Genomic DNA, 25478 nt, shown 5'->3' on the forward strand with positions numbered 1-25478 from the left:
GCGACTCACGGGGCCGCCCTCCATCCCTTTAGTGTGGAAGATCCTGCCGATATGTTTGCGCCTTTGTTAAAGAAACTTTTTGGAAGCAAGAACGAGCGTGAAGTCAAACGCATGCTCAAGACGGTGCAACTCGTCAATGCCTTCGAAGAGCGAATGGTGGCCCTTTCGGACGATCAATTGCGTGCCAAGACCAGCGAGTTCAAGGCCCGCCTCGCCAAAGGGGAAACCCTCGACCAACTGCTGCCAGAAGCCTTTGCGGTCGCCCGCGAAGCCGGCAAGCGTGTCATGGGCATGCGCCACTTCGATGTCCAGCTGATCGGCGGCATGACCTTGCATGAAGGCATGATCGCGGAAATGCGTACCGGTGAAGGCAAGACCCTGGTGGCAACACTGGCGGTCTACCTCAATGCGCTGTCCGGCAATGGTGTGCACGTTGTGACGGTGAACGACTACCTGGCCCGCCGTGACGCCAACTGGATGCGTCCGTTGTATGAATTCCTCGGCCTGACGGTCGGCGTGGTCACGCCGTTCCAGCCGCCGGAAGAGAAGCGTGCTGCCTACGCCGCCGACATCACCTACGGCACCAACAACGAATTCGGTTTCGATTACCTGCGCGACAACATGGCGTTCAGCATGGAAGAAAAATTCCAGCGTGAACTCAATTTTGCCGTGATCGACGAAGTCGACTCCATCCTCATCGACGAAGCCCGTACGCCGCTGATCATCTCCGGTCAGGCCGAGGACAGCTCCAAGCTGTACATCGAGGTCAACAAGCTGATCCCGCAGCTCAAACTGCACGTTGAAGAAGTCGAAGGCGAAGTGACCCAGGCCGGTCACTACACCATCGACGAGAAGTCCCGTCAGGTCGAACTCAACGAAGCCGGTCACCAGTACGTCGAAGAAATGCTGACCCGCATCGGCCTGCTGGCTGAAGGCGAGAGCCTGTACTCGGCGCATAACCTGAGCCTGCTGACTCACGTTTACGCCGGCCTGCGCGCGCACAAGCTGTTCCATCGCAACGTCGAATACATCGTGCAGGACGGTCAGGTCGTACTGGTCGACGAGCACACCGGCCGTACCATGCCGGGTCGCCGCTTGTCCGAAGGCCTGCACCAGGCCATCGAAGCCAAGGAAAACCTGAACATCCAGGCCGAAAGCCAGACGCTGGCGTCGACCACCTTCCAGAACTACTTCCGTCTGTACAACAAGCTGTCCGGCATGACCGGTACGGCCGACACCGAAGCGTTCGAGTTCCACCAGATCTATGGCCTGCAGGTCATGGTGATTCCACCGAACAAGCCGCTGGCCCGTAAAGACTACAACGACCTGGTGTTTCTGACCGCCGACGAGAAATACGCGGCAATCGTGGCCGATATCAAGGAAAGCATGGCTGCGGGCCGTCCGGTTCTGGTGGGTACAGCCACCATCGAAACCTCCGAGCACATGTCCAGCCTGCTCGTGAAGGAAGGCATCGAACACAAGGTCCTGAACGCCAAGTTCCACGAAAAGGAAGCCGAGATCATTGCCCAGGCCGGTCGCCCGGGCGCACTGACCATCGCCACCAACATGGCCGGTCGTGGTACCGACATCCTCTTGGGCGGTAACTGGGAAGTGGAAGTGGCTTCCCTGGAAAACCCGACCCCTGAGCAGATTGCCCAGATCAAGGCCGACTGGCAGAAGCGTCACCAGCAAGTGCTCGAATCGGGCGGTTTGCAGGTGATTGCGTCCGAGCGTCACGAATCGCGCCGTATCGACAACCAGCTGCGTGGTCGTGCCGGTCGTCAGGGCGACGCCGGTTCCAGCCGTTTCTACCTGTCGCTGGAAGACAGCCTGATGCGCATCTTCGCCTCTGACCGGGTGAAGAACTTCATGAAGGCCCTGGGCATGCAGCCTGGCGAAGCGATCGAGCACCGCATGGTGACCAACGCCATCGAAAAGGCTCAGCGCAAGGTTGAAGGCCGTAACTTCGACATTCGTAAACAACTGCTCGAGTTCGACGACGTCAACAACGAACAGCGTAAAGTGATTTATCACATGCGTAACACGTTGCTGGCTGCCGACAACATCGGTGAGACCATCGCTGACTTCCGTCAGGACGTACTGGACGCCACCGTCAGCGCACACATTCCTCCACAATCGCTGCCTGAGCAGTGGGACGTGGCAGGCCTGGAAGCGGCGCTGCAGAGCGATTTCGGTGTGACGCTGCCGATCCAGCAATGGCTCGACGAAGACGATCACCTGTACGAAGAAACCCTGCGCGAGAAACTGATGCAGGAACTGATCGCTGCGTACAACGAGAAAGAAGACCAGGCGGGCGCCGAAGCGTTGCGCTCCTTCGAGAAACAAATCGTTCTGCGCGTTCTGGACGACCTGTGGAAAGACCACCTGTCGACCATGGACCACCTGCGTCACGGTATTCACTTGCGTGGTTACGCCCAGAAGAACCCGAAGCAGGAATACAAGCGCGAGTCGTTCACCCTGTTCTCCGAGCTGCTCGATTCGATCAAGCGCGATTCGATCCGTGTGTTGTCCCACGTTCAGGTTCGCCGCGAAGACCCGATCGAAGAAGAGCAACGCCTGCGTCAGGAAGCCGAGGCACTGGCCGCTCGCATGCAGTTCCTGCATGAAGAAGCTCCAGGCCTTGAGCACCCGGAAGTGTTGGGCGAAGAAGTCGATGTCGCTCTCGCTACTGCCCCGGTTCGCAACGAGCAGAAGCTGGGTCGCAACGAGCTGTGCTATTGCGGTTCGGGCAAGAAGTTCAAGCATTGCCACGGGCAGATTCAGTAAAACCCGTTTCAAACGCTGAAATACCTGCGCCGCGACCGGCTTTTGCCGTCGCGGCGTTTTACCATTCGAACCACCGTTCTGCTGAAACGGTGCTGACATCATTTATAAAGGAGCGCATTCATGGCTGTTGGTCTTGGTCCTTTGCCAACGTTGCACCCGGTTGCCGGTTTTGAACTCGGTATCGCCTCGGCCGGCATCAAGCGCCCGGGGCGCAAGGATGTTGTGGTCATGCGCTGTGTTGAAGGCTCCACGGTTGCCGGCGTGTTCACCTTGAACGCCTTTTGCGCCGCACCGGTGATCCTGGCCAAGCAACGCGTACAAGGCCCTGTGCGCTACCTGCTGACCAATACCGGCAATGCCAACGCCGGCACCGGCGAACCTGGCTTGGCCGCCGCCGAGCGCACTTGCGCCAAGCTGGCGGAACTGACCGGTGTCGATGCCAGCCAGGTGCTGCCGTATTCCACCGGTGTGATCGGCGAGCCGTTGCCAGTGGAGAAAATCGAAGGTGCGCTGCAAGCTGCCCTCGATGATCTGTCGATCCACAACTGGGAAGCTGCCGCCACCGGCATCATGACCACCGACACCCTGCCAAAAGGTGCCAGCCGTCAGTTCCAGCATGACGGTGTGACCATCACCGTTACCGGCATCAGTAAAGGCGCCGGCATGATTCGTCCGAACATGGCGACCATGCTCGGCTACATCGCCACTGACGCCAAGGTTTCCCGCGATGTGTTGCAAAACCTGATGCTCGATGGCGCCAACAAGTCGTTCAACCGCATCACCATCGATGGTGATACGTCGACCAACGACTGCTGCATGCTGATTGCCACTGGTCAGGCCGCGCTGCCGGAAATCACCCGCGCCGAAGGCGAGTTGTTCGCCAAGTTGAAGCAGGCGGTGTTCGAAGTGTGCATGGATGTGGCCCAGGCCATCGTTCGCGATGGAGAAGGCGCAACCAAGTTCGTGACCGTTGAAGTCAATGGCGGCGGCAATCACCAGGAGTGCCTGGACGTTGGCTACACCGTGGCCCACTCGCCGCTGATCAAGACGGCATTGTTTGCGTCCGACCCGAACTGGGGACGTATCCTGGCCGCTGTCGGCCGTGCCGGCGTTCCGAACCTGGATGTGAGCAAGATCGACGTATTCCTTGGCGAAGTGTGCATTGCCAGCCGTGGCGCGCGCGCGGCGACCTACACCGAAGCCCAGGGTGCGGCGGTGATGCAGCAGGAAGAAATCACCATCCGCATCGAGCTGGGTCGTGGCGATTGCAGCGAAACCATCTGGACCACCGACCTGTCCCACGAGTACGTGAAGATCAACGCCGAGTACCGCACGTAATAGCGCATGTCCTGTAGGAGCCAGCTTGCTGGCGAAGGCGTCATCCGCCGCGATGGATTTATCGAGGCTGATATCGCCTTCGCTGGCAAGCCAGCTCCTACAGAGTTGTGATCTTTCCTGCTTGAGGATGCTTGAACATGAGCCTGCACCTGATCATCGGCGACAAACTGCTTTCTTCCTGGTCCCTGCGTGGCGCCTTGGCCCTCGACCTGACCGGCGCTACCTACACCGAAGAACTGATCAAGCTGAACCAGCCGGACACCCGCGAGCGTCTGCTCAAGCATTCGCCGACTGGCAAGGTCCCGCTGCTGAAAACCGAACACGGTACCATCGCCGACTCCCTGGCGATTGCCGAATACCTGGCAGAACAGTTCCCGTCCGCAGGCCTCTGGCCGAAAGACATTGCCGCCCGCGCTCAGGCGCGCTCGGCGTGTGCGCAGATGCACAGCGGGTTCTTCGCCATGCGTGGCAATATGCCGTTTGACCTGAGCCATGACGCCCCTTTGTCTCCGGTTCCGGCTGACGTTCAGGTCGACATCGAACGCATGTCGGCGCTGTGGGCCGAATGCCGTGCCGCCGCGACCGAAACCGGGCCATACCTGTTTGGTCATATCAGTCTGGCTGACGCGTTCTTTGCACCGATTGCCGTGCGCCTGCGCACCTATCAGGTGAAGTTGTCTGCCATTGACGAGGCCTACGTCGAAACCCTCTACCTATGGCCGGCGTTCAAGGCGTGGCAGAAGGCCGGACTGGAGGAATTGCAAAAGTGAAACGAGTCCATGTCGCCGCCGCCGTCATCCGCGATGGCAGTGGCCAAATCCTCATCGCCCGTCGTGCCGACTCACAGCATCAGGGCGGTCTGTGGGAGTTTCCAGGCGGCAAGGTCGAGGCCGACGAGTCGGTCGAAACCGCACTGGCCCGTGAACTCCATGAAGAGCTGGGCATCGTGGTCGGCGCGGCGCGCCCGCTGATCAAGATTCGGCACGATTACCCGGACAAACAGGTGTTGCTGGATGTCTGGGAAGTTTCGGCGTTTACCGGCGAGCCTCACGGTGCCGAAGGCCAACCGCTGGCCTGGGTGTCACCCCGCGACCTGTCGGGTTACGAGTTTCCCGAAGCCAACCGGCCGATCGTCGCGGCCGCGAAATTGCCCGCTCAGTACCTGATCACGCCGGAAGACCTGGAGACCCCCGCGTTGCTGCGTGGTATTCAGAAGGCTATTGCCGGCGGTATCAAACTGATCCAGTTGCGTGCACCAAACGGTTACGACCCGAAATACCGCGACCTGGCCGTGGATGCGGCAGGGCTGTGTGCCGGCAAGGCGCAATTGATGATCAAGGGGCCGTTCGAATGGCTGGGCGACTTCCCGTCTGCGGGTTGGCACATTACCTCGGCGCAGCTGCGCAAATACGCAGCGGCTGGCCGACCGCTACCGGCGTCGCGCTGGCTGGCGGCCTCGTGCCATAACGCTGAAGAGCTGTCGCTGGCCGAACAGATGGGCGTGGATTTCGTGACCCTGTCACCGGTTCAACCTACCCTGACTCATCCTGGCGCCGAGCCGTTAGGTTGGGAGCAGGCGTCGAGCCTGATCGACGGGTTCAGCAAGCCGGTGTTCCTGCTGGGTGGCGTTGGTCCGGCTGAGGTCGAGAAAGCCTGGGCTGCGGGGGCACAGGGTGTGGCGGGGATTCGGGCGTTTTGGCCTGAGGCCTGATTCTGTGCTGTAGCTTATGACGCCATCGCGAGCAGGCTCGCTCCCACAGGTGACCGCATTGTTGCTGAAGAAATGCGATCAAATGTGGGAGCGAGCCTGCTCGCGATGAGGGCCTGACAGCCGCCGACTAAACCTCAGGTTTCGCAGCCGGCTGCCAAAGAATCTCGGCAATTCCCTGACGCTTGGCAATCAGCCGCGCCATCACAAACAACAGATCCGACAACCGATTGATATACGCCAGGCCAACCCCGGCCAACGGCTCAATCGCATTGAGTTGCTGACACCGCCGCTCTGCGCTGCGCGCCAGGCTGCGGCAGACATGGGCCTGGGCAATCAGCGCCGAACCGCCGGGCAAGATGAAATTTTCCAGCGGTCCCAACTCTTCATTCCACACATCGATCGCGGCTTCCAGGCGTTCGATTTCCGCTGCATTCAACGCCTGATACACCGGCATCGCCAGTTCGCCACCGAGGTCGAACAATCGGTGCTGGCAAGGCGCCAAAACATCGATCACTTCCTGAAAGCCCGCAACGGTGTGCGTTTGCGCCGCCAATCCGGCCAGCAGCACGCCCACCTGACTGTTCAGCGTATCGACTTCGCCAATGGCCTCGATCCGCGGGTGATCCTTGGGTACGCGACGGCCATCGCCCAGTCCGGTCTCGCCTTTGTCGCCAGTGCGGGTGTAAATCTTCGACAAACGAAAGCCCATGGTTACCTCGATAGCAGATTGAGTTGTTGCGAGACAGGTGGCGTGCTCGCCAGGGGCAGGCGCAAGGTGAAGCACGTGCCTTGGCCTGGGGTCGATTGCACTTCCATCTGCCCCTTGTGGTTGTTGGTGATGATGAAGTACGACACCGACAGCCCAAGTCCGGTGCCCTGGCCGATCTCCTTGGTGGTGAAGAACGGTTCGAAGGTCCGTTTGCGCACGCTTTCGCTCATGCCGATGCCATTGTCCTCGACCTGAATTTCCGCCCACGGCGGATTCAGTCTGGTGCGCAGAATGATCCGTCCCGGCTCGCTGCTGTCTTCACGCTGGTGAATGGCTTGCGCGGCGTTTTTCAACAGGTTGAGCAGTACCTGCTCCAGCTCGTTGGCGGTGCCGGGGACCGGGCCCAGCGCCGGATCGAATTGGCGAATGATGGCCTGGCCCTTGAAATCGAAGCCGATCGCCAGGTCGAAGTCGTTACTGGCGATCTCCACCGCTTGGTCGATCAGGGCGGGTAGATCGCACGGAGCCATCTGGCGGGTGCTGCGACGGCTGAAGCTGAGCATGTGGGTGACGATTTTGGCGGCCCGGGCACCGGCCTGCTGGATGCCGTCGAGTAACTTCGGCACTTCGCGCAGTTGCAGATAATGATTGACCGCCGTCAGTTCGATGCCGGCCTGTTCGGCCACTTCAAGGTTCTTCGGCAGATCGGGGGACAGGCGTCGGCGAATGTTTTGCACGTTGTGCAGGATCGCACCCAGCGGGTTGTTGATTTCGTGGGCCATGCCGGCGGCAAGACCACCCACAGAAAGCATTTTCTCCGACTGCACCATCATCTCTTCCAGGGACAGCCGCTGGGTGATGTCGTCGATCCGGATCACCACGCCACGCCCGGCGCCGCCCATCAATGGATAAAAGGTCAGGGCATAGTGGCGGGGCTCGTCATCCTTGAGCCAGGTAACACGTTCGATTTTGGCCACCGTATGCTGCTCGACCGTTTGCTTGAGTTGTGGCAAGAACGGCTTGAGCGGTTCGAAGGCGAGGAAGATGGGCTGGTTCAGGGCTTCGTCGAGGCGCGTGCCGGAAAGTGCGCTGGCTTCCTGGTTCCACTGCGTCACGTAGAGCTGTTCGTCGAGGGCGATCAGCGCCGATGGCATGGAGTCGATGATGCTGTTGAGGTAGTTCTGGAAGCCGGTGAGCTTTTTCTCGATCTTGCTGCGCACCTGGACTTCAAGCTCCAGTTTGCGGTTGGTGTGCCGGGTTTCTTCCGCCAGACCCTGGGCCTGGTCGTAGGCTGCCTGGGAGTCGTCCCGGGCCCGCTTGAGTTGCTGCTCCCGGGCCTCGATTCGCGAAAGCATGGTGTTGAACGCCTCCGCGAGGCTGCCGATTTCATCGTGGTTTCCTCGTGAAGCTCGCAGTGCGTAATTTTCTTCACGGGTTACCTGCCGGGACAGCTCTTCGAGTTGGTGGATCGGCCGGGTAATCAGGCGCTTGATTTGACGGGCGATGACCAGCCAGAGCAGCACACTGAAAATCAGAATCCCCAGACTGGCCGTCAGGGTCCCGGTATAGAACGCCACTGGCAGTTCACTGCTGGCGACCAGTAGCAAATGCCCCGGTGCAGCTCCGGGGCGGGGCAGGGTAATGACCTGGTTGCTGCGAAACTCGGTAACCTGCCAGTCTTCGATATGCCGGAACCGTTTCGGCAACTCCAGTTTGTCGCCATGCTGCAATTGCGCCAATTGCTCGCCTTTTCCGTCATACAGGACTGCCGCGCGCAACGGCGAATAGCTATTGAGTTCGTTTAGCAGGCGCTCGGCGCTTTGCGGCGAATCGAGGGCTTCGGAGGTCAGGCTCGGGTTGGATACCAGCCGGCCGATGGTCTGCAGGGCCTGGGGCGCCATGCTTTCCTGGGAGATGTAGTACGCGGCACTGATAAAGGTCAGGTTGGCGACCAACAGGACAGTGGTCAACAGGACTAGCAGGGCTGCCAGAAGTTTCTGGCCGACAGGCAGGTTTTCAAGACGCTGGCGCAATTGCATTGGGTTCATCGCTGAAAAGTACAAGTGGCCAGCGTAGCCGCTGCTCAGTCGCTGGGCAATCCAAGGCTTTGCAGGCGAGCGATCAACCTTGCCTCAAGCTGATTGAGGTGAGGCAGGTTCAATTGATGACGCCCGGCCACTTTGCAGGCGTAGCCCAGCAGGTAGCTGATTTCTGTGCGGCGCTGGCTTGTGACGTCCTGATGCATCGAGGAGTAGTTGGCTGCGGTGGCGTGAATCACCCGTTCGACTTCCTGCTGCAGGTTTTCGGCCGCTGCCGGCTGACCACAACGCTCAAGCAACTCCGCCAGTTCGCCGCACAGAGTAGCGACTTCGCAGTGATGTTGCTGCAAACCGCCGTTGCGGCAATCGTGCAGTACCGTCAGCGGATTGATCGCACAGTTGAGGGCGAGTTTGCGCCACAACCTGGTCAGGATTTCGGTGCTCCACTCGTGGGGGATGCCGGCAGTGCTCAGGTCATCGAGCCAGATCGGCGCCATCGGATGGCTCGCATCCCCCAGCCAGGTGAAGCCATGCCCGGCAAACACTACGCGCCAATCGCCCTCGCGGTAGGCGCCTTCGGTGCTCGACGCATAGATGCAGCGTGCCTGGGGCACCTGTGCCGCCACGGCGTCCTGACTGCCCAGGCCATTTTGCAGCAGGATCAGTTCGGCACCTGGGGCCAGGCGTGGCGCCAGTCGGGCCACCGCGCTTTCGGTATCGTAGGCCTTGCATGCCACCAGCAGGCGGTTGATCGGTTGGGTGCTGTCGGCTGTCTCGGCGGGCACGGCATAGTGTTGCGCCTCGCCGTGTTCCACCAGTGTCAATCCACCGGCCGCCTCATAGGCCTGCAGCCTCACGGTGTCCCGCAGGACCAGCCTGACCGGCACTCCAGCCCGTGCCAGACGTGTCGCCCATAAAGTGCCGAGGCTGCCGGCGCCCAGAACATGCCAGGTGGTAGACATCAGCTTTTTGCTCTGTTTAAGGCGTGCATCGGCAGCTCACAGTGAATGATGGGAAAGACCCGTTATAATCAGCGCGGATTTTAACCGCAAGCCAGGCGTGCTCCATCAGTGCGCCTTTAAATTTGGAGAGATTACATGCCGTCGTTCGACGTGGTATCCGAACTGGACAAACACGAAGTCACCAACGCGGTCGAGAACGCCGTCAAGGAACTCGATCGTCGTTATGACCTGAAAGGCAAAGGCAGCTTCGAGTTCAAGGAAAAAGACCTGACCGTCAACCTGACCGCGGAAGCGGATTTCCAGCTTGAAGCGATGATTGAGATCCTCAAGCTGGCTCTGGTCAAGCGCAAAATCGACGTTCAGTGCCTTGAAGTCAAGGACGCGTTCGCGTCAGGCAAGCTGATGAAGCAGGAAGCCGTCCTCAAGGAAGGCATCGACAAGGAACTGGCGAAGAAAATCGTCGCTCACGTCAAAGATGCCAAGCTCAAGGTCCAGGCGGCCATTCAGGGCGAGCAGGTTCGTATAACCGGCAAGAAGCGTGATGACCTGCAAGAAGCCATTGCGGTGCTGCGGGCCAAGGAATTCGGTATGCCGCTGCAGTTCAACAACTTCCGCGACTGACCCTGAGAGCGGGAACCTCTTGGCGTTTGCGACGTCGCAGATCCAAGCTACGGCAGAAACGATTTAGCCCGTCGTGGTTCGATCTTTCTGCCGCTTTTTTACGCAGGCCGGGTAGCCGGAAAACAGGAGAGAGTAGATGGACTTAAATGCCGAGGTAGACAATCTGGTCAAGGTATCCCAAACCTGGATCCCGATGATCATGGAATACGGCAGCCGTGTACTGCTGGCGGTCATTACCCTGGCCATTGGCTGGTGGCTGATCAACAAGGTCACGAAAAAGCTCGGCGGCCTGATTGCATTGCGTAATGCCGACCTGGCGCTTCAGGGCTTTATCAGCAGCCTGGCGAACATCATCCTCAAGATCTTGCTGATCGTCAGCGTGGCCTCGATGATCGGGGTGGAAACCACGTCGTTCGTTGCGGCAATTGGTGCGGCAGGTCTGGCCATTGGTCTAGCGTTGCAGGGCAGCCTGGCGAACTTTGCGGGCGGCGTGCTGATTCTGTTGTTCCGTCCATTTCGTATCGGTGACTGGATCGAGGCTCAGGGTGTCGCCGGTACTGTCGATAGCATCCAGATTTTCCATACCGTACTGCGTACCGGTGATAACAAAACCATCATCGTACCCAACGGTAATCTGTCGAACGGCATTATCACCAATACCAATCGTCAGCCGACCCGCAAAGTCGTGTTTGATGTAGGCGTGGATTACGAAGCGGACCTGCAGAAAGCCCGAGAAGTGTTGCTGGAACTGGCCAAGGATCCGCGTGTATTGATTGACCCGGCGCCTCAGGCAGTCATATCGACATTGGGCGACAGTTCTATCACTGTTTCCCTGCGTGTTTGGGTGAAGACCGCGGATTATTGGGATGTGATGTTCATGTTCAACGAACTGTCCCGTGATCGTCTGAGAGAGGCGGGCATTGATATTCCATTTCCACAGCGGGTTATTCGTGTGGTTCAGGAGTCGGCGGTGCAGTAAGGGGGGGGCGGTTAGTGCCTGGCTTCTTGATCAGGCATGTACCGCAGAGTCTGTTTGGTTAAATGTTGTACAGCAGACAACGAAAAAGGCCCATCCGAAGATGGGCCTTTTTTTGATTACCGCGAACTAACTTTCTGCGATTACAGAATGTTGAGTGGGTAGTCGGTGATCAGGCGGAACTCAGAGATATCGCCTTCGCCTTCGTCAGTGTTGGCAGAGTGCCATGCTTGACGGATGCGGAACGACAGATCTTTGGCTGGGCCGGTTTGAATGACGTACTTGGCTTCCACGTTGGTTTCGTGGTGTTTGCCGTCTGCACCGTACAGACCGGCGTAGGGGCTGTTCGCTGGAGTGTTGGTACCGTCGATGTTCCAACCATTCGCGTAACGGACCATGAAGCTCAGGCCAGGTACGCCGTACTCGGCCATTTTCAGGTCGTAACGGGCTTGTACCGACTTCTCGCCCGGAGCGTTGAAGTCAGAGTACTGAATGGAGTTGGCGAGGAAGATCGAGTCGCCACCGCGGTTGTTTTTACCCACACCGATGTAGTCGAACGGGGTATCGCCGTTGACCTTCTGGAAGCCCAGGGTCACGGTGTGTGCTTTCAGGAACGAGTAAGCAGCAGCCAGGGAGTAGGCGGTGTTGCTGATTTCGCCTGCTTTAGCGTTACCGGTATCCTGGGTGTTGTAGATGTTACCGTCGAAGTTGATCGAGTTGTCGCCGCCCAGTGCGAGGGTGTAGTTCGCGTTGGCGTAGTACTGGTTCCAGACGTCTTCGAGCTTGGCACCGTAGAGCGATACGCTCAGGTCAGGGGTAATGCCGTACTTGCCACCGAAGTAGTCGATGGAGTTGGCTTGCACGCCAGCGTAAGTAGCCCACAGGTCGCCGTCACGGGCGTTGCTGTCCTGGCTGGTTGCCGAGTAGAAGTGACCGGCTTCGAGGTCGAGGTCTGTAACTTCGCTGCTCTGCAGTTGGATACCGCTGGCAGTTTGGTGAAGGATACGGGAACCGCCTACAGCGAACACTGGAGAGGTGCTTGGCTGCATGTCGCCGACTTTCAGCTCGGTCTTGGAGATACGGAACTTGGCGGCAGCGCCGGCTTTGCCCTGGCTGTTGTTGACTTCGCCATCACCGTCCACGGACATGTTGCCGGAGCCTGCATATTTGTCGGAACCGTCCAGCTTGATGGCCAGTTGGCCCCAAGCTTCAACGCCAACACCGATCAGGCCTTGGGTGTAGCCAGAGCTGTACATGCCCTGAATGCCCTGGGTCCAGTCTTTGTCATCGACTGCGCCGTCTTTCTTGTTACGGTTGTAGTAGTAGTTGCGAACCAGCAGGTCGAGCTTGCTGTCTTCAACGAAACCTTTGGCTTCGGCCTGGTCGCTTACGAAAGGTGCGGCTACTGCCAACTGAGTACTGGCTGCTGCTGCAACTGCCAGTGCGATCATGCTCCACTTCATCACGCGCATCGTGATTTGCTCCTTTGGTTTTAGAAGAGTACTGCCGTCCCACCTGGTTTATTATCTGGGCGGCTCTTTCTTTTTGTGTCGGCGCAAACTTATATCACGCCGACAATGTTGGCGATACTTGCGTATCTAACCTTTCGCCTTCTTTACGACCCTGTCGCAAATAGCGTGCTAGATGTCGCAAATTTCCAGCTCCAGCGCAACCGGGCTGACAACTTTAATGCTGTTTTCCGAGCCTTGGCGCCGGTAAAAAGAGTCCTGGTGAAACGTTTGAATCTCCATCGGGCTACCTTGCCACTGTTTATTTTGCCTGAAGGCCTCCGCTTCCCGCGGGTGTCACATCAGGCGATGTTGGGTGTGAATGCAACAAACGTGCACAAATTCGAATTTTGTTGCAGCTTTTTCAAAATGACTGTCTGACGCTGTAAAAACCTCATAAAACCGGGGGGACAAGCGCGTTTAGTTTGGGCTTGACGCCTTGCCTGGCATCATGTTGCACCCTTCTGGTCGACTGCCTTGCAAACAAAAATGTTACCGGTTCACCCCGCCAGTGAGTAAATGGCGGATGTCGAAGCGCTCAGCGTAGACCCACTGTGCGGTTTTGGTGCAAAAAATTTTTTAGCCTGGTACTGAATTCACTCCTGTTGACCGCTTGTCTGGCGCGAACTCTTCGTTGCTAATCAGTCATTTCGGCGTTTTTTGCCGGCTGATCGGTTCTGTAGTGGTGCGCAGCAGCGAAAAATGTCTCATTTGGGGGCAGGGTGTCAGCTTTTTGCAGGCGCTCGTGACCTCTGTGCAAGGTTCGTCGTGAAGCATGTGCCGTTCGCAGGTATGCTGCCGTCCGGTCGTTTGGCGCGCCGTCCCGTCAGGATGAGCGCTAAGCTGAAAAATGATGATCCGGCGGGAGTGTGCGCAGTGTTCGCTTTAGATCCACGACTTCAACAAGATACGTTACCGATCGGGGACTTTCCGCTCTGCCGGTTGCTGCTGTCCAACGATTCGAACTATCCCTGGTTCATCCTGGTACCTCGTCGCGAGGCTATCAGCGAGATATTTCAGTTGGATGTCGCAGATCAGCAACGGCTTTGGCAGGAAACAACTGTGCTTTCGCAAGTGCTCAAGGACTCGTTCGATGCGGACAAGTTGAATGTGGCGGCGCTGGGCAATGTCGTGAGTCAGTTGCACATGCATGTGATTGTGCGCAAGCGCGAAGATGCCGCCTGGCCAGCGCCGGTTTGGGGTAAGCACCCGGCAAAACCCTACGGTTCGGAGCAGATCGCCGCGATTCGCGAACGTTTGCGCTTGATTTTGACCGATGATTTTACGTTTCTGGAGGGCTGAATAATGAGCCTGGAAGAACGCGTTACCGAGCTTGAAAGTCGTCTGGCGTTTCAGGATGACACCATCCAGGCATTGAACGATGTGCTGGTGGCGCAGCAGCGGGCGGTCGAGCATCTGCAGTTGCAAATGGCTGCGCTGCTCAAGCGGCAGGAGGAAATGGTCGGCCAGTTCGAGTCATTCGAAGAAGAAGCGCCGCCGCCCCACTATTGAATAAATCGCAGGCATAAAAAAACCGCGGACAGCTCGGCTGTGCGCGGTTTTTTTTAGCCTTGAATCAGCGGCGCGGCAGCGCCGCGATCACATCTTCGGCTTGCAGGCCCTTGTCACGATTCATGACAGAGAACTCCACGCGCTGGCCTTCTACCAGGACGCGGTGACCTTCACCGCGAATGGCCCGGAAGTGGACGAAGATATCGTCGCCGGAGTCGCGGGAGATGAAGCCGAAGCCTTTGGATGTGTTGAACCATTTGACGGTGCCGGTATCGCGGTTGCTCATGTCGTAGCTTGGCGAGGTGGCTACCGGTGACGATTTGTAGAAGCTGACGCCCAGGTGCAGGACAACAGCGATGAAGGTTGCAATCAGACTGAACAGAACGGCGGGTTGACCGGCGATGACAGGCATCGGTGCGATTAGCGTCAGGGTTTGCAGGACTACCGCCAGAAAGAGCAGGGCGCTGACCAGGTTTTGCAGTTGGTGGCGCGGACCTTTGTTCCAGTAAGGGATGACAGGTGCAAGTGTGAGGTTGAGCAGGCCGAAAAAGGCCAGGTACAGCGCATCAGGTTGTTGCAGGTAAGGTAAGGCTTCGGATTGCAGGCTAGGGACGAAGGACAGCAGCAAGGCCGCTGCGCCTATCAGTAGATGGACGATTTTCAACATTTTGATTAACTCACGTTAAGACAGTTCACAAGGAAGAGCTGATGGCGCACGGTTCGCTTCAAGATAATAAAGAGGCGTTGGACACGTACCCGGTATCAGCCTATGCGCCGTGCCCGGAAAAAATAGGCACTGGCGACACGCTGCCTATTTAACAGCAAAGCCGCAGGCTACTCAAATCAGGGCGTCCGGCGGCTCGTTTGAGGCAATTTGCCGCGGGTTGGTCGAAGTTCAGAGGCTGTGATGCGACGGCAGGCTTGCTAGAGAGGTTGGGCGCCTGTTGGATGAAGCCCACCACCTTTAGGGGGGGATTCAACCGGTCGATGCAGTCGATTGGCTAAATCTTTCAGTGGGTGTTTCTTAGTGTTCGCGCTCTTCTTTCCTACGCCATTCGATCCTGTGTTTCTGAAGTGGGAGTCACTTCACTGCGTGGGAAATTGTCCGGAGTAGGACGTTCTTCAGGATCTGCCAAGAGTTGTTGGCTTGTCCTACGTCGAAGGTCAGGAAGTCGTCTGGCTATACCTCTGCACCTGCGTTTTTATATGTCGACAGACAGTTGCTCTTAACGAAACCAGGATGGCAAAGGAGTGTCAGCGTTATGGTTTATGAACGGCAAGAAGAGGGGCGATACGGTTCGCACAGGGATGTAAGGGTTGATCCGTTTGTTCGCGAGTTCGATATGGGGCTGGCCCAGCCCTTGTCCCGCTCCGTACGATTGAATGGCTTCGCCACCTGTTTGCGGCTTGAACAGGTTTATTGGGATATTTTGGGGGAGATGGCCCGGGCCAATGGTTGCTCGGTCAGTAGTCTGTTATCTCACGTGGATCGCGAAGTTCACTTGCGTCACGGCGGGGTAAGGAACTTCAGTGGGTTGGTACGGGTTGTCTGTGTCGTGCACAGCCTCAAGGAAGGGGGTTGCACCGTCATGGCCTAGACTGGGCGGCGAAAGCAGCAGAGTGTCGGTCTGTGCAGTCTTACGGCTGCACAGGCCGCATTTAATGGATATAATCCCGCTCTTTGCCGCAAAACCCTGCGTGTGCGGTAGCAATCTGATCGCCGAGACAACTCCATGCCGATGTACGATTATCAATGTGCTTCCTGTGGTCATCAGTTGGAAGCCATTCAAAAGATCAGCGATGCACCGCTGGTCGACTGCCCTGCCTGTCAGGCGCCAGAGCTTAAAAAGTTGCTGTCCATGCCGGGCTTCCGCCTCAGCGGCACGGGTTGGTACGAAACCGATTTCAAGACCGGTTCCAAGAAGAACCTGGCCGGCGGCGACAAAGCTGACTAAGGTCTGGAACCTGAGTTGAACGACACGCGTGCTCTTGCATCACCCGGCGACTTTTTTAAAGGCGGGGCTGCTGTAGGATCTCCACCGAATTTCGAATTACGAGAAGTGAAACCACGACCATGATGCGCAGCCATTATTGCGGCCAACTGAACGAAAGCCTGGACGGCCAGGAAATTACCCTTTGCGGATGGGTCCATCGTCGCCGTGACCACGGTGGGGTGATTTTCCTCGATATCCGTGATCGTGATGGTCTGGCCCAGGTCGTGTTCGATCCGGACCGCGCTGAAACCTTCGCCGCAGCCGATCGCGTGCGCAGCGAGTACGTCGTGAAGATCACCGGCAAGGTTCGCCTGCGTCCGGCCGGTGCAACCAACGCGAACATGGCGTCGGGCATGATCGAAGTCCTCGGCTATGAGCTGGAAGTGCTGAACGAATCGGAAACCCCGCCGTTCCCGTTGAACGAGTTCTCCGACGTCGGCGAAGAAACCCGCCTGCGCTATCGCTTCCTCGACCTGCGTCGCCCGGAAATGGCCGAGAAGCTGCGCCTGCGTTCGCGTATGACCACCAGCATCCGCCGCTTCCTGGACGAGAACGGCTTCCTCGACGTCGAGACGCCGATCCTGACCCGTGCCACCCCTGAAGGCGCGCGCGACTACCTGGTGCCGAGCCGTACTCACGCCGGTTCGTTCTTCGCCCTGCCGCAATCGCCGCAGCTGTTCAAGCAACTGCTGATGGTGGCCGGCTTCGACCGTTACTACCAGATCGCCAAGTGCTTCCGTGACGAAGACCTGCGCGCCGACCGTCAGCCGGAATTCACCCAGATCGACATCGAGACCAGCTTCCTCGATGAAAAAGAGATCATGGGCCTGACCGAGCAAATGATCCGCAATCTGTTCAAGGAAGTGCTGGATCTGGAGTTCGGCGATTTCCCGCACATGACCTTCGAAGAAGCCATGCGCCGTTACGGTTCCGACAAGCCAGACCTGCGTAACCCGCTGGAACTGGTGGACGTGGCCGATCAGCTCAAGGAAGTCGATTTCAAGGTGTTCAGCGGTCCGGCCAACGACCCGAAATGCCGCATCGCCGCCTTGCGCGTACCTGGCGGGGCAAGCATGCCGCGCAAGCAGATCGACGATTACACCAAGTTCGTCGGCATCTACGGTGCCAAGGGCCTGGCGTACATCAAGGTCAACGAGCGCGCTGCCGGTGTTGAAGGTCTGCAATCGCCGATCGTGAAAAACATCCCTGAAGCCAACCTCAACGTGATCCTCGATCGCGTCGGTGCGGTCGACGGCGATATCGTGTTCTTCGGCGCCGACAAGGCGAAGATCGTCAGCGAAGCCCTGGGCGCGCTGCGGATCAAGCTGGGCCACGACCTGGACCTGCTGACCTGCAAGTGGGCGCCAATGTGGGTCGTCGACTTCCCGATGTTCGAAGAAAACGACGACGGCAGCTTCACTGCCTTGCACCACCCGTTCACCGCACCGAAGTGCACCCCGCAAGAGCTGGAAGCCAACCCGGCTGGCGCTCTGTCCCGTGCCTACGACATGGTGTTGAACGGTACCGAGCTGGGTGGTGGTTCGATCCGTATCCACCGCAAAGAGATGCAGCAGTCGGTTTTCCGCCTGTTGGGCATCAACGAAGCGGAACAGGAAGAGAAATTCGGCTTCCTGCTCGACGCCCTGAAATACGGCGCACCGCCGCACGGTGGCCTGGCCTTCGGTCTGGACCGTCTGGTAATGCTGATGACCGGTGCCCAGTCGATCCGTGAAGTGATCGCCTTCCCGAAAACCCAGAGCGCGGCGGACGTCATGACTCAGGCACCGGGTCAGGTGGATGCCAAGGCATTGCGCGAGCTGCACATTCGCCTGCGCGAAACGCCTAAGGCCGAGTAAGGCTGACCTGAAGGGCGCATCTGTGGATGCGCCTTTTCTTTATAGGCAGAGCAGTTCAAGATTTTTGTTTGTCGGCCGGCGCAATGCAGCGCAGCGGGCAATGTTTCAAAGAGAATTCGGAGCGAGTTATGGCAGGTCATTCCAAGTGGGCGAACATCAAGCACCGCAAAGAACGTCAGGATGCCAAAAAAGGCAAGATTTTCACCAAGTGGATTCGTGAACTGACCGTCGCGGCTCGTCAGGGCGGCGGTGATCCAGGTTCCAACCCGCGTCTGCGCCTGGCATTGGACAAGGCCCTTGGCGCGAACATGAGCCGCGACATCATTGATCGGGCGGTCGCTCGTGGTGCCGGTGCCGCCGATACCGACGACATGGTCGAACTGACCTACGAAGGCTACGGCCCCGGTGGCGTCGCGGTGATGGTCGAGTGCATGACCGATAACCGTAACCGCACTGCGGCCGCTGTTCGTCACGCGTTCAGCAAATGCGGCGGCAACCTCGGCACTGACGGTTCGGTGGCCTATCTGTTCGAACGCAAGGGACAGATCTCCTTTGCGGCCGGCGTTGACGAAGACGCACTGATGGAAGCGGCCATGGAAGCCGACGCTGATGACGTGGTGACCAACGAAGACGGTTCTATCGACGTTTTCACCTCGTTTGCCGGGTTCTATTCCGTGCGTAACGCACTGGAAGCGGCTGGTTTCAAAGGTGACGACGCGGAAATCGTCATGTTGCCGACCACCAGTGCCGAACTCGATCTGGAAGGCGCCGAGAAAGTCCTCAAGCTGATCGACATGCTCGAAGACCTGGACGACGTGCAAAACGTCTATTCCAACGCGGACATCCCGGAGTCGGTGGCTGCACAGCTCGGCTGATTTGCCTTTTGTAGGAGCGAGCTCGCTCGCGAAAAACCTGAGAGCGGCGTTCATTCAAGTCAGCCGCGTTATCGTTGACGTCCATCGCGAGCAAGCTCGCTCCTACATTTAAAGCCTGCAGGCGTTATGACTTTGATTCTTGGTATCGACCCCGGTTCGCGCATCACCGGTTACGGTGTGGTTCGTGATACCGGCCGTGGCTGTGAGTACGTCGCCTCCGGTTGTATCCGCACCGGTGCCGGCGAGCTGCATGAGCGACTGCAGATTGTCTATCGCGGGGTGCGAGAGATCATTCAGACTTACCATCCGGTGACCATGGGGATCGAAAAGGTGTTCATGGCCCGTAACGCCGACTCCGCCCTGAAACTGGGGCAGGCCCGTGGCGCAGCGATAGTGGCAGGTGCCGAGGAAAGCCTGGAAATTGCCGAATACACCGCAACCCAGGTCAAGCAGGCGGTCGTAGGCACCGGCGCGGCCAATAAGGAGCAGGTGCAAATGATGGTGATGCACATGCTCAAGCTCACCAGCAAACCGCAGATCGATGCTTCGGACGCCCTGGCCATTGCCATCTGCCATGCTCATACCCGCTCCAGCCTGCTGCCCCATGGTCTGGGTGCTGCACGCAGTCGTGGCGGGCGCCTGCGTCTCTGATAGCATCAGCAATCATTTTCATGGAGTGGGGGGCGTTTCGCCTGGGTTGTCGGCGGCATTCCCTCGCTCTATCAGTCGCTGGCCCAGAGCTGGCCAACGCTCAAGGATTTGTAACGTGATTGGACGTTTGCGCGGCACCCTGGCTGAGAAGCAGCCTCCGCATCTGATTCTGGATGTAAATGGCTTGGGCTATGAACTTGAAGTGCCCATGACGACCCTTTACCGCTTGCCGTCGGTCGGTGAACCGCTGACTTTGCACACCCATTTGGTCGTGCGCGAAGACGCACAGTTGCTCTATGGTTTTGTCGGCAAGCGTGAGCGCGACTTTTTCCGCGAATTGATCCGCCTCAACGGCGTCGGGCCGAAACTGGCGCTGGCCTTGATGTCGAGCCTGGAGGTCGACGAACTGGTTCGTTGCGTACAGTCCCAGGACACGTCGGCGCTGACCAAGGTCCCGGGCGTCGGCAAGAAAACCGCCGAACGCTTGCTGGTGGAACTCAAGGATCGCTTCAAGGCCTGGGAAACCGTACCGGCCATGTTCGCCCTGGTGCCGAACCAGCCGGATGGACCGGCTCCGGTGAACACTGCCGAGACTGACGCCGTAAGCGCCTTGATTTCCCTGGGCTACAAGCCCCAGGAAGCGAGCAAGGCGGTGTCTGCGATCAAGGAGAAAGATTTGAGCAGTGAAGACATGATCCGCCGCGCCTTGAAGGGAATGATCTAAGTGATTGAAGCTGATCGTCTGATCGCTGCCACGCACAGTCCGCGTGAGCGCGAAGAAGTCCAGGACCGGGCGATTCGCCCGGTCAGCCTGGCTGAATACATTGGCCAGCCGACCGTTCGCGAGCAGATGGAGTTGTTCATTCAAGCCGCTCGCGGTCGGAACGAGTCCCTGGATCACACGCTGATCTTCGGGCCTCCCGGCCTGGGAAAGACCACCCTCGCCAACATCATCGCCCAGGAAATGGGCGTGTCGATCAAGAGCACTTCAGGGCCCGTGCTGGAGCGTCCAGGCGACCTGGCGGCGCTCCTGACCAACCTGGAGCCTCACGACGTACTGTTTATCGACGAAATCCATCGGTTGTCGCCGATTGTCGAAGAGGTACTGTACCCGGCCATGGAGGATTTCCAGCTCGACATCATGATCGGTGAGGGCCCGGCCGCGCGTTCGATCAAGCTGGATCTGCCGCCGTTCACCCTGGTCGGCGCAACGACGCGGGCGGGGATGCTGACCAATCCGTTGCGAGACCGTTTCGGGATTGTCCAGCGCCTGGAGTTCTACAGCACCGCCGATCTGTCGACAATTGTCAGTCGCTCGGCAAGCATCCTTGGTTTGCCGCTGGATCCGGAAGGTGCTTTCGAAATCGCCCGCCGTGCCCGTGGCACTCCACGAATCGCTAACCGTTTGCTGCGCCGGGTGCGCGACTTCGCCGAAGTTCGCGCCAAGGGCCACATCACCAAGCCGATTGCCGACCTGGCGCTGAACCTGCTGGATGTCGACGAACGTGGCTTCGATCACCAGGACCGGCGTCTGTTGCTGACCATGATCGAGAAATTCGACGGTGGGCCAGTCGGGGTCGACAGCCTGGCCGCCGCCATCAGCGAAGAGCGTCACACAATTGAAGACGTGCTGGAGCCTTACCTGATCCAGCAGGGCTACATCATGCGCACGCCACGGGGGCGGGTGGTGACGCGGCATGCCTACCTGCATTTCGGTTTAAACATTCCGTCACGATTGGGCGAAATGCCCGTGGTAGATGAGTTTCTCGATGCCGCTGACGATTAATTAACATTGCGTACTGATTTTTTCGGGCAATGTAGGGTCCCAGGACCGTACTTTCACGTGAAAGCCGCAGAACAATGAAAAACAGTTGCCATGCCGGATTGGCAACCTGAGGAGTAAGCACTAGAGTATGCGCGCGCAAAACGGGCTTGAGCCTTTCGCACATCGCTGTCGCGTTTATTACGAGGACACCGATGCGGGGGGCATCGTGTATTACGTCAATTACCTCAAGTTTATGGAACGGGCTCGAACCGAGCGGCTACGAGATCTGGGCTTTGCCCAATCGCAGCTGGCAGGGGAGGACCTGTTGTTCGTCGTGCATTCCAGCGAAGCTCGCTATCACGCGCCGGCGCGACTGGACGACGAACTGCTGGTAAGCGCTGAAGTAATCGAATTGAACCGTGCCAGCCTGCGCTTCAAGCAGCAGGTCAGGCGGGCAACGGATAATGTGCTGCTCTGCGAAGGGCAGTTTCTGGTGGCCTGTGTGCGCACTGAAAGTTTGAAACCCCGGGCCATTCCCGAAGCTCTACGAGCGGCCTTTGCCGACGTGAGCGGCGCGGGTACACACTCAAAGCAGGAGATAAAGCGTGGAAGCTAACGTCGTCGACCATTCCTCCATGTGGAGCCTGGTCAGCAATGCCAGTATCGTGGTGCAACTGGTAATGCTGATCCTGGTAGCCGCATCGGTGACCTCGTGGATCATGATCTTTCAGCGCAGCAACCTGCTGCGCGCCGGTCGACGTGCCCTGGAGAGCTTTGAAGAGCGCTTCTGGTCGGGTATCGACCTGTCCAAGCTGTACCGTCAGGCTGGCAGCAACCCGGACCCTGACTCGGGTGTCGAGCAAATCTTCCGTGCCGGTTTCAAGGAATTCTCCCGTCTGCGCCAGCAGTCGGGCGTTGATCCGGAAGCGGTCATGGAAGGCGTGGCCCGTGCCATGCGCGTCGCCATTTCCCGCGAAGAAGAAAAGCTCGAGCAGAGCCTGCCTTTCCTGGCCACCGTCGGTTCCGTCAGCCCGTACATCGGTCTGTTCGGTACCGTTTGGGGGATCATGAACTCCTTCCGTGGTCTGGCGACTGCCCAGCAAGCGACCCTGGCCACTGTGGCTCCGGGTATCGCCGAAGCACTGATCGCCACGGCGATCGGTCTGTTCGCTGCCATTCCAGCCGTTATCGCTTACAACCGTTTTGCTGCTCGCAGCGAAACCCTGCTGGGCCGTTACTACACCTTCGCCGACGAGTTCCAGGCGATCCTGCACCGCAAAGTGCACACCAGCGAAGAATAAGCAGGTAATTTCCAATGGCTTTAATCGCTCGAGCTCGCAAAAAGCGCAAGCCGGTCGCCGAGATGAACGTGGTGCCTTACATCGACGTGATGTTGGTGCTGCTGGTCATCTTCATGGTGACCGCACCGATGCTCAATCAGGGCGTGAAAGTTGATCTGCCTAAGGTTTCCAGTGAAGCCTTGCCGCAGGACAACAACACCCAGGTCCTGACCATTTCCATCAAATCCGACAAGACCTACTACTGGAACCTTGGCAGCGAAGTCGACACCGAAAAGCAGCAGGATCGGGCCATGACCCTGCCGCAGATGACTGACGCGGTGACCAAGATCATTCGCGTCGGCAACGAAGGCGGCAAGCGTACCCAGGTCTTCATTCGCGGCGACAAGAGTGTCGATTACGGCTCCGTCATGGGGGCCATGGGCGGGTTGCAGAAAGCCGGGGTCGGTAATGTTGGCTTGATTACCGAGGCGCCCTGATGCAGCAACAGCGAGAGCCGTCCGCCTCGGAAAGCTACTTCTGGCCTAGTGTCTGGGCGATTGGCTTGCACGTGCTGGTGTTCGGCATGCTGTTCGTCAGTTTTGCCTTTACCCCGGAACTGCCGCCGGCCAAGCCGATTGTCCAGGCGACCTTGTACCAACTGAAATCGAAAAGTCGGGCGACCACCCAGACCAATCAGAAGATTGCCGGTGAAGCGCAGAAATCTGCTGCGCGTCAGACCGAAGTCGAGCAGATGGAACAGAAAAAGGTCGAGCAGGAAGCGGTGAAGGCTGCGGAACAAAAGAAAGAAGAGGCGGCTCAAAAGGCCGAAGAAGCCAAGAAGGCTGACGAGGCGAAGAAAGCGGACGAGGCAAAGAAAGCGGACGAGGCGAAAAAGGCTGATGAAGCCAAGAAAGCCGACGCTGCGAAGAAAACCGCGGAAGCCAAGAAGGCAGAAGAGAAACAATTGGCTGATATAGCCAAGAAGAAAGCCGAAGAAGAAGCCAAGAAAGCTGCGGAAGAAGAGGCCAAGAAAGCGGCCGCTGAAGAAGCCAAGAAGAAGATCGTCGAAGACGCGAAGAAGAAAGCCGCGGAAGACGCCAAGAAGAAAGCTGAAGCTGAGGAGGCGAAGAAGAAAGTCGCCGAGGAAGCGAAGAAGAAAGCTACTGCCGATGCTGCGAAGAAGAAATCGCAGGACGCGGCACGTAAATCCGCCGAAGACAAAAAGGCCCAGGCCCTGGCAGATCTGCTTTCCGACACGCCGCAGCGTCAGCAGGCCTTGGCCGATGAGCAGGGCGACGAAGTCGCCGGCAGTTTCGATGACCTGATTCGTGCGCGTGCAGCGGAAGGCTGGGCTCGTCCACCTTCGGCACGCAAAGGCATGACGGTCGTGTTGCAAATCGGCATGTTGCCGGACGGTACGGTGACTTCGGTCAGCGTGTCCAGGTCCAGTGGCGACGGTCCGTTTGACGCCTCGGCTGTTGCAGCGGTGAAGAATATTGGACGTTTGACAGAAATGCAGGGAATGAAGCCGAGTGATTTCGCTCCGTATCGTTCATTCAAGATGACATTCACACCTGAGGATCTAGCCTTGTGAGAAACCTTCTACGAGGAATGCTGGTCGTTATCTGCTGCATGGCAGGGATGGCGATGGCAGATGAGAAAAACATTCTGGTTACCAGCGGCAGCGATCGGGCGACCCCGATCGCCGTTGTGCCGTTCGGCTTCCAGGGTGGTAGCGTGCTGCCGGACGACATGGCGGAAATCATCGGGAACGACCTGCGCAACTCGGGTTACTACTCGCCGCTTCCAAAGCAGAACATGATCAGCCAGCCGAGCCAGGCCAGCGAAATCATCTTCCGTGACTTCAAGGCGCTGGGTGCCCAGTACGTCATGGTCGGCAGCATTGTGCCGGCGGGCGGTCGCCTGCAGGTGCAATACGCACTGTTCAACGTGGCCACCGAGCAGCAAGTGCTGACCGGTAGCGTGTCGGGCGGCGTCGATCAGTTACGCGACATGGCGCACTACATCTCCGACCAGTCGTTCGAAAAACTCACGGGTATCAAAGGTGCCTTCTCGACTCGCCTGCTGTACGTAACGGCCGAGCGTTTCTCCGAGAACAACACTCGCTACACCCTGCAACGTTCGGACTACGACGGTGCCCGCGCCGTGACCCTGCTGCAATCGCGCGAGCCGATCCTGTCGCCGCGTTTCGCACCGGATGGCAAGCGCATCGCTTATGTCTCCTTCGAGCAGAAGCGTCCACGCATCTTCATGCAGAACATCGACACCGGTCGCCGTGAGCAGATCACCAACTTCGAAGGCCTGAACGGTGCGCCAGCCTGGTCGCCGGACGGCAATCGCCTGGCGTTCGTGCTGTCCAAAGACGGCAACCCGGACATCTATGTGATGAACCTGGGTTCGCGTCAGATCACCCGCGTCACCAACGGTCCTGGCATCAACACCGAACCGTTCTGGGGCAAGGATGGTTCGACCATCTACTTCACTTCCGACCGTGGCGGCAAGCCGCAGATCTACAAGACCGGCGCGGGCGGCGGCGGTGCCGAGCGTGTGACGTTCGTCGGTAATTACAACGCCAACCCTAAACTGTCGGCCGATGAAAAGACGCTTGTCATGATTCACCGTCAGGATGGCTTCACCAATTTCAAGGTGGCGGCCCAGGATTTGCAACGCGGTAGTGTAAAGATCCTCACTGATAGCACTCTGGACGAGTCGCCCACTGTCGCGCCCAACGGCACCATGGTAATCTACGCCACCCGCCAGCAGGGCCGGGGAGTCTTGATGCTCGTGTCCATCAATGGACGCGTAAGGCTCCCGCTTCCTACCGCACAAGGCGAAGTCAGAGAACCTTCCTGGTCCCCTTTCCTGAACTGACG

Annotated in this window: 25 protein-coding genes; 20 read left to right on the forward strand and 5 right to left on the reverse strand. The window is 58.4% G+C overall.

Annotated features, from left to right (window positions below; translation table 11 throughout):
• Positions 1 to 51 precede the first annotated feature (51 nt).
• From secA to KGA83_RS06195, 4 genes are all read left to right on the forward strand, one after another.
• The gene (gene secA / locus KGA83_RS06180) at positions 52 to 2787 is read left to right on the forward strand and encodes a preprotein translocase subunit SecA (protein ID WP_223529120.1); all 2736 of its coding nucleotides are present in this window, start codon (positions 52 to 54) and stop codon (positions 2785 to 2787) included.
• A 120-nt stretch (positions 2788 to 2907) separates the two neighbouring features.
• Positions 2908 to 4125: a bifunctional glutamate N-acetyltransferase/amino-acid acetyltransferase ArgJ gene (gene argJ, locus KGA83_RS06185; protein WP_108215085.1), complete on the forward strand. Its 1218-nt coding sequence runs from the start codon at positions 2908 to 2910 to the stop codon at positions 4123 to 4125.
• A 137-nt stretch (positions 4126 to 4262) separates the two neighbouring features.
• Positions 4263 to 4895, forward strand: coding sequence for a glutathione S-transferase family protein (locus KGA83_RS06190; RefSeq protein ID WP_223529123.1), 633 nt, complete (start codon positions 4263 to 4265; stop codon positions 4893 to 4895).
• Positions 4892 to 5836: a Nudix family hydrolase gene (locus tag KGA83_RS06195; RefSeq protein WP_223529127.1), complete on the forward strand. Its 945-nt coding sequence runs from the start codon at positions 4892 to 4894 to the stop codon at positions 5834 to 5836. Before KGA83_RS06190 ends, KGA83_RS06195 begins: the two co-directional genes overlap by 4 nt.
• A 127-nt stretch (positions 5837 to 5963) precedes the next feature.
• On the opposite strand, the gene KGA83_RS06200 is transcribed toward KGA83_RS06195, so the two are convergent.
• From KGA83_RS06200 to KGA83_RS06210, 3 genes are read right to left on the reverse strand one after another with little or no spacing between them, the layout of a single operon-like run.
• A complete protein-coding gene (locus KGA83_RS06200) occupies positions 5964 to 6545 on the reverse strand; it encodes a cob(I)yrinic acid a,c-diamide adenosyltransferase (protein ID WP_115947360.1) in 582 nt (193 codons plus the stop codon).
• A 2-nt stretch (positions 6546 to 6547) separates the two neighbouring features.
• Positions 6548 to 8584: a sensor histidine kinase gene (locus tag KGA83_RS06205; protein ID WP_115947359.1), complete on the reverse strand. Its 2037-nt coding sequence runs from the start codon at positions 8582 to 8584 to the stop codon at positions 6548 to 6550.
• A gap of 44 nt (positions 8585 to 8628) precedes the next feature.
• Positions 8629 to 9546: a putative 2-dehydropantoate 2-reductase gene (locus tag KGA83_RS06210; protein WP_108215090.1), complete on the reverse strand. Its 918-nt coding sequence runs from the start codon at positions 9544 to 9546 to the stop codon at positions 8629 to 8631.
• 135 nt (positions 9547 to 9681) lie between these two features.
• On the opposite strand from KGA83_RS06210, the gene KGA83_RS06215 reads away from it, so the two are divergent.
• Together KGA83_RS06215 and KGA83_RS06220 are read left to right on the forward strand one after the other, a co-directional pair.
• The gene (locus tag KGA83_RS06215; RefSeq protein WP_007977344.1) at positions 9682 to 10167 is read left to right on the forward strand and encodes a YajQ family cyclic di-GMP-binding protein; all 486 of its coding nucleotides are present in this window, start codon (positions 9682 to 9684) and stop codon (positions 10165 to 10167) included.
• Positions 10168 to 10303: 136 nt separating this feature from the next.
• Positions 10304 to 11146 (forward strand): mechanosensitive ion channel family protein, encoded by an 843-nt coding sequence (locus KGA83_RS06220; RefSeq protein ID WP_108215091.1) that lies wholly within the window; start codon positions 10304 to 10306, stop codon positions 11144 to 11146.
• A gap of 140 nt (positions 11147 to 11286) precedes the next feature.
• Here the strand turns inward: KGA83_RS06220 and KGA83_RS06225 are convergent, their stop codons facing one another.
• A complete protein-coding gene (locus KGA83_RS06225) occupies positions 11287 to 12615 on the reverse strand; it encodes an OprD family porin (protein WP_108215092.1) in 1329 nt (442 codons plus the stop codon).
• Between the two features lie 912 nt (positions 12616 to 13527).
• Here KGA83_RS06225 and KGA83_RS06230 point away from each other — a divergent pair.
• Both KGA83_RS06230 and KGA83_RS06235 read left to right on the forward strand, forming a co-directional pair.
• Positions 13528 to 13953: an HIT domain-containing protein gene (locus KGA83_RS06230; RefSeq protein ID WP_108215093.1), complete on the forward strand. Its 426-nt coding sequence runs from the start codon at positions 13528 to 13530 to the stop codon at positions 13951 to 13953.
• A gap of 3 nt (positions 13954 to 13956) precedes the next feature.
• On the forward strand, positions 13957 to 14163 hold the full coding sequence (locus KGA83_RS06235; protein WP_108215094.1) for a SlyX family protein: 207 nt from the start codon (positions 13957 to 13959) through the stop codon (positions 14161 to 14163).
• 64 nt (positions 14164 to 14227) lie between these two features.
• Here the strand turns inward: KGA83_RS06235 and KGA83_RS29900 are convergent, their stop codons facing one another.
• Positions 14228 to 14830 (reverse strand): cold-shock protein, encoded by a 603-nt coding sequence (locus KGA83_RS29900; protein WP_108215095.1) that lies wholly within the window; start codon positions 14828 to 14830, stop codon positions 14228 to 14230.
• A gap of 595 nt (positions 14831 to 15425) precedes the next feature.
• On the opposite strand from KGA83_RS29900, the gene KGA83_RS06245 reads away from it, so the two are divergent.
• The 12 genes from KGA83_RS06245 (at position 15426) to tolB (ending at position 25476) form a co-directional block, all read left to right on the forward strand.
• Positions 15426 to 15761: a ribbon-helix-helix domain-containing protein gene (locus tag KGA83_RS06245; protein WP_108215096.1), complete on the forward strand. Its 336-nt coding sequence runs from the start codon at positions 15426 to 15428 to the stop codon at positions 15759 to 15761.
• 135 nt (positions 15762 to 15896) lie between these two features.
• On the forward strand, positions 15897 to 16118 hold the full coding sequence (locus KGA83_RS06250; RefSeq protein ID WP_032829812.1) for an FmdB family zinc ribbon protein: 222 nt from the start codon (positions 15897 to 15899) through the stop codon (positions 16116 to 16118).
• Between the two features lie 119 nt (positions 16119 to 16237).
• Positions 16238 to 18013: an aspartate--tRNA ligase gene (aspS, locus tag KGA83_RS06255; protein ID WP_108215097.1), complete on the forward strand. Its 1776-nt coding sequence runs from the start codon at positions 16238 to 16240 to the stop codon at positions 18011 to 18013.
• Positions 18014 to 18141: 128 nt separating this feature from the next.
• A complete protein-coding gene (locus KGA83_RS06260; RefSeq protein WP_046042206.1) occupies positions 18142 to 18888 on the forward strand; it encodes a YebC/PmpR family DNA-binding transcriptional regulator in 747 nt (248 codons plus the stop codon).
• A gap of 126 nt (positions 18889 to 19014) precedes the next feature.
• Positions 19015 to 19539 (forward strand): crossover junction endodeoxyribonuclease RuvC, encoded by a 525-nt coding sequence (gene ruvC, locus KGA83_RS06265; RefSeq protein ID WP_008015799.1) that lies wholly within the window; start codon positions 19015 to 19017, stop codon positions 19537 to 19539.
• Between the two features lie 115 nt (positions 19540 to 19654).
• Entirely contained in the window at positions 19655 to 20263 is a 609-nt protein-coding gene (gene ruvA / locus KGA83_RS06270) for a Holliday junction branch migration protein RuvA (RefSeq protein ID WP_008052450.1), read from the forward strand.
• Positions 20264 to 21325, forward strand: coding sequence for a Holliday junction branch migration DNA helicase RuvB (ruvB, locus tag KGA83_RS06275; RefSeq protein WP_108215098.1), 1062 nt, complete (start codon positions 20264 to 20266; stop codon positions 21323 to 21325).
• Positions 21326 to 21452: 127 nt separating this feature from the next.
• Positions 21453 to 21920, forward strand: coding sequence for a tol-pal system-associated acyl-CoA thioesterase (gene ybgC, locus KGA83_RS06280; protein WP_007990726.1), 468 nt, complete (start codon positions 21453 to 21455; stop codon positions 21918 to 21920).
• Positions 21910 to 22605: a protein TolQ gene (tolQ, locus tag KGA83_RS06285; RefSeq protein WP_007897030.1), complete on the forward strand. Its 696-nt coding sequence runs from the start codon at positions 21910 to 21912 to the stop codon at positions 22603 to 22605. Before ybgC ends, tolQ begins: the two co-directional genes overlap by 11 nt.
• A 23-nt stretch (positions 22606 to 22628) precedes the next feature.
• Positions 22629 to 23081, forward strand: a complete 453-nt coding sequence (gene tolR, locus KGA83_RS06290) for a protein TolR (RefSeq protein WP_162135951.1) — start codon at positions 22629 to 22631, stop codon at positions 23079 to 23081.
• Positions 23081 to 24178, forward strand: a complete 1098-nt coding sequence (gene tolA / locus KGA83_RS06295; protein WP_115947354.1) for a cell envelope integrity protein TolA — start codon at positions 23081 to 23083, stop codon at positions 24176 to 24178. The genes tolR and tolA overlap by 1 nt, the downstream gene beginning before the upstream one ends.
• A gap of 17 nt (positions 24179 to 24195) precedes the next feature.
• Entirely contained in the window at positions 24196 to 25476 is a 1281-nt protein-coding gene (gene tolB, locus KGA83_RS06300; protein WP_177413217.1) for a Tol-Pal system beta propeller repeat protein TolB, read from the forward strand.
• Positions 25477 to 25478: the final 2 nt, after the last annotated feature.

This window comes from Pseudomonas sp. GL-R-19, assembly GCF_019956375.1.
Taxonomy (GTDB): Bacteria; Pseudomonadota; Gammaproteobacteria; order Pseudomonadales; family Pseudomonadaceae; genus Aquipseudomonas.

Bases quoted from the DNA above. Each gene is read 5' to 3' on its own strand.
- KGA83_RS06190 (WP_223529123.1), top strand. From the start codon at position 4,263: ATGAGCCTGCACCTGATCATCGGCGACAAACTGCTTTCTTCCTGGTCC.
- KGA83_RS06260 (WP_046042206.1), top strand. From the start codon at position 18,142: ATGGCAGGTCATTCCAAGTGGGCGAACATCAAGCACCGCAAAGAACGT.
- KGA83_RS06225 (WP_108215092.1), bottom strand. From the start codon at position 12,615: ATGCGCGTGATGAAGTGGAGCATGATCGCACTGGCAGTTGCAGCAGCA.
- KGA83_RS06210 (WP_108215090.1), bottom strand. From the start codon at position 9,546: ATGTCTACCACCTGGCATGTTCTGGGCGCCGGCAGCCTCGGCACTTTA.
- KGA83_RS06250 (WP_032829812.1), top strand. From the start codon at position 15,897: ATGCCGATGTACGATTATCAATGTGCTTCCTGTGGTCATCAGTTGGAA.
- secA (WP_223529120.1), top strand. From the start codon at position 52: ATGTTTGCGCCTTTGTTAAAGAAACTTTTTGGAAGCAAGAACGAGCGT.
- KGA83_RS06200 (WP_115947360.1), bottom strand. From the start codon at position 6,545: ATGGGCTTTCGTTTGTCGAAGATTTACACCCGCACTGGCGACAAAGGC.
- tolB (WP_177413217.1), top strand. From the start codon at position 24,196: ATGCTGGTCGTTATCTGCTGCATGGCAGGGATGGCGATGGCAGATGAG.
- tolA (WP_115947354.1), top strand. From the start codon at position 23,081: ATGCAGCAACAGCGAGAGCCGTCCGCCTCGGAAAGCTACTTCTGGCCT.
- aspS (WP_108215097.1), top strand. From the start codon at position 16,238: ATGATGCGCAGCCATTATTGCGGCCAACTGAACGAAAGCCTGGACGGC.
- KGA83_RS06235 (WP_108215094.1), top strand. From the start codon at position 13,957: ATGAGCCTGGAAGAACGCGTTACCGAGCTTGAAAGTCGTCTGGCGTTT.
- argJ (WP_108215085.1), top strand. From the start codon at position 2,908: ATGGCTGTTGGTCTTGGTCCTTTGCCAACGTTGCACCCGGTTGCCGGT.
- KGA83_RS06215 (WP_007977344.1), top strand. From the start codon at position 9,682: ATGCCGTCGTTCGACGTGGTATCCGAACTGGACAAACACGAAGTCACC.
- KGA83_RS06220 (WP_108215091.1), top strand. From the start codon at position 10,304: ATGGACTTAAATGCCGAGGTAGACAATCTGGTCAAGGTATCCCAAACC.
- KGA83_RS29900 (WP_108215095.1), bottom strand. From the start codon at position 14,830: ATGTTGAAAATCGTCCATCTACTGATAGGCGCAGCGGCCTTGCTGCTG.
- ruvC (WP_008015799.1), top strand. From the start codon at position 19,015: ATGACTTTGATTCTTGGTATCGACCCCGGTTCGCGCATCACCGGTTAC.
- KGA83_RS06245 (WP_108215096.1), top strand. From the start codon at position 15,426: ATGGTTTATGAACGGCAAGAAGAGGGGCGATACGGTTCGCACAGGGAT.
- KGA83_RS06205 (WP_115947359.1), bottom strand. From the start codon at position 8,584: ATGCAATTGCGCCAGCGTCTTGAAAACCTGCCTGTCGGCCAGAAACTT.
- ybgC (WP_007990726.1), top strand. From the start codon at position 21,453: ATGCGCGCGCAAAACGGGCTTGAGCCTTTCGCACATCGCTGTCGCGTT.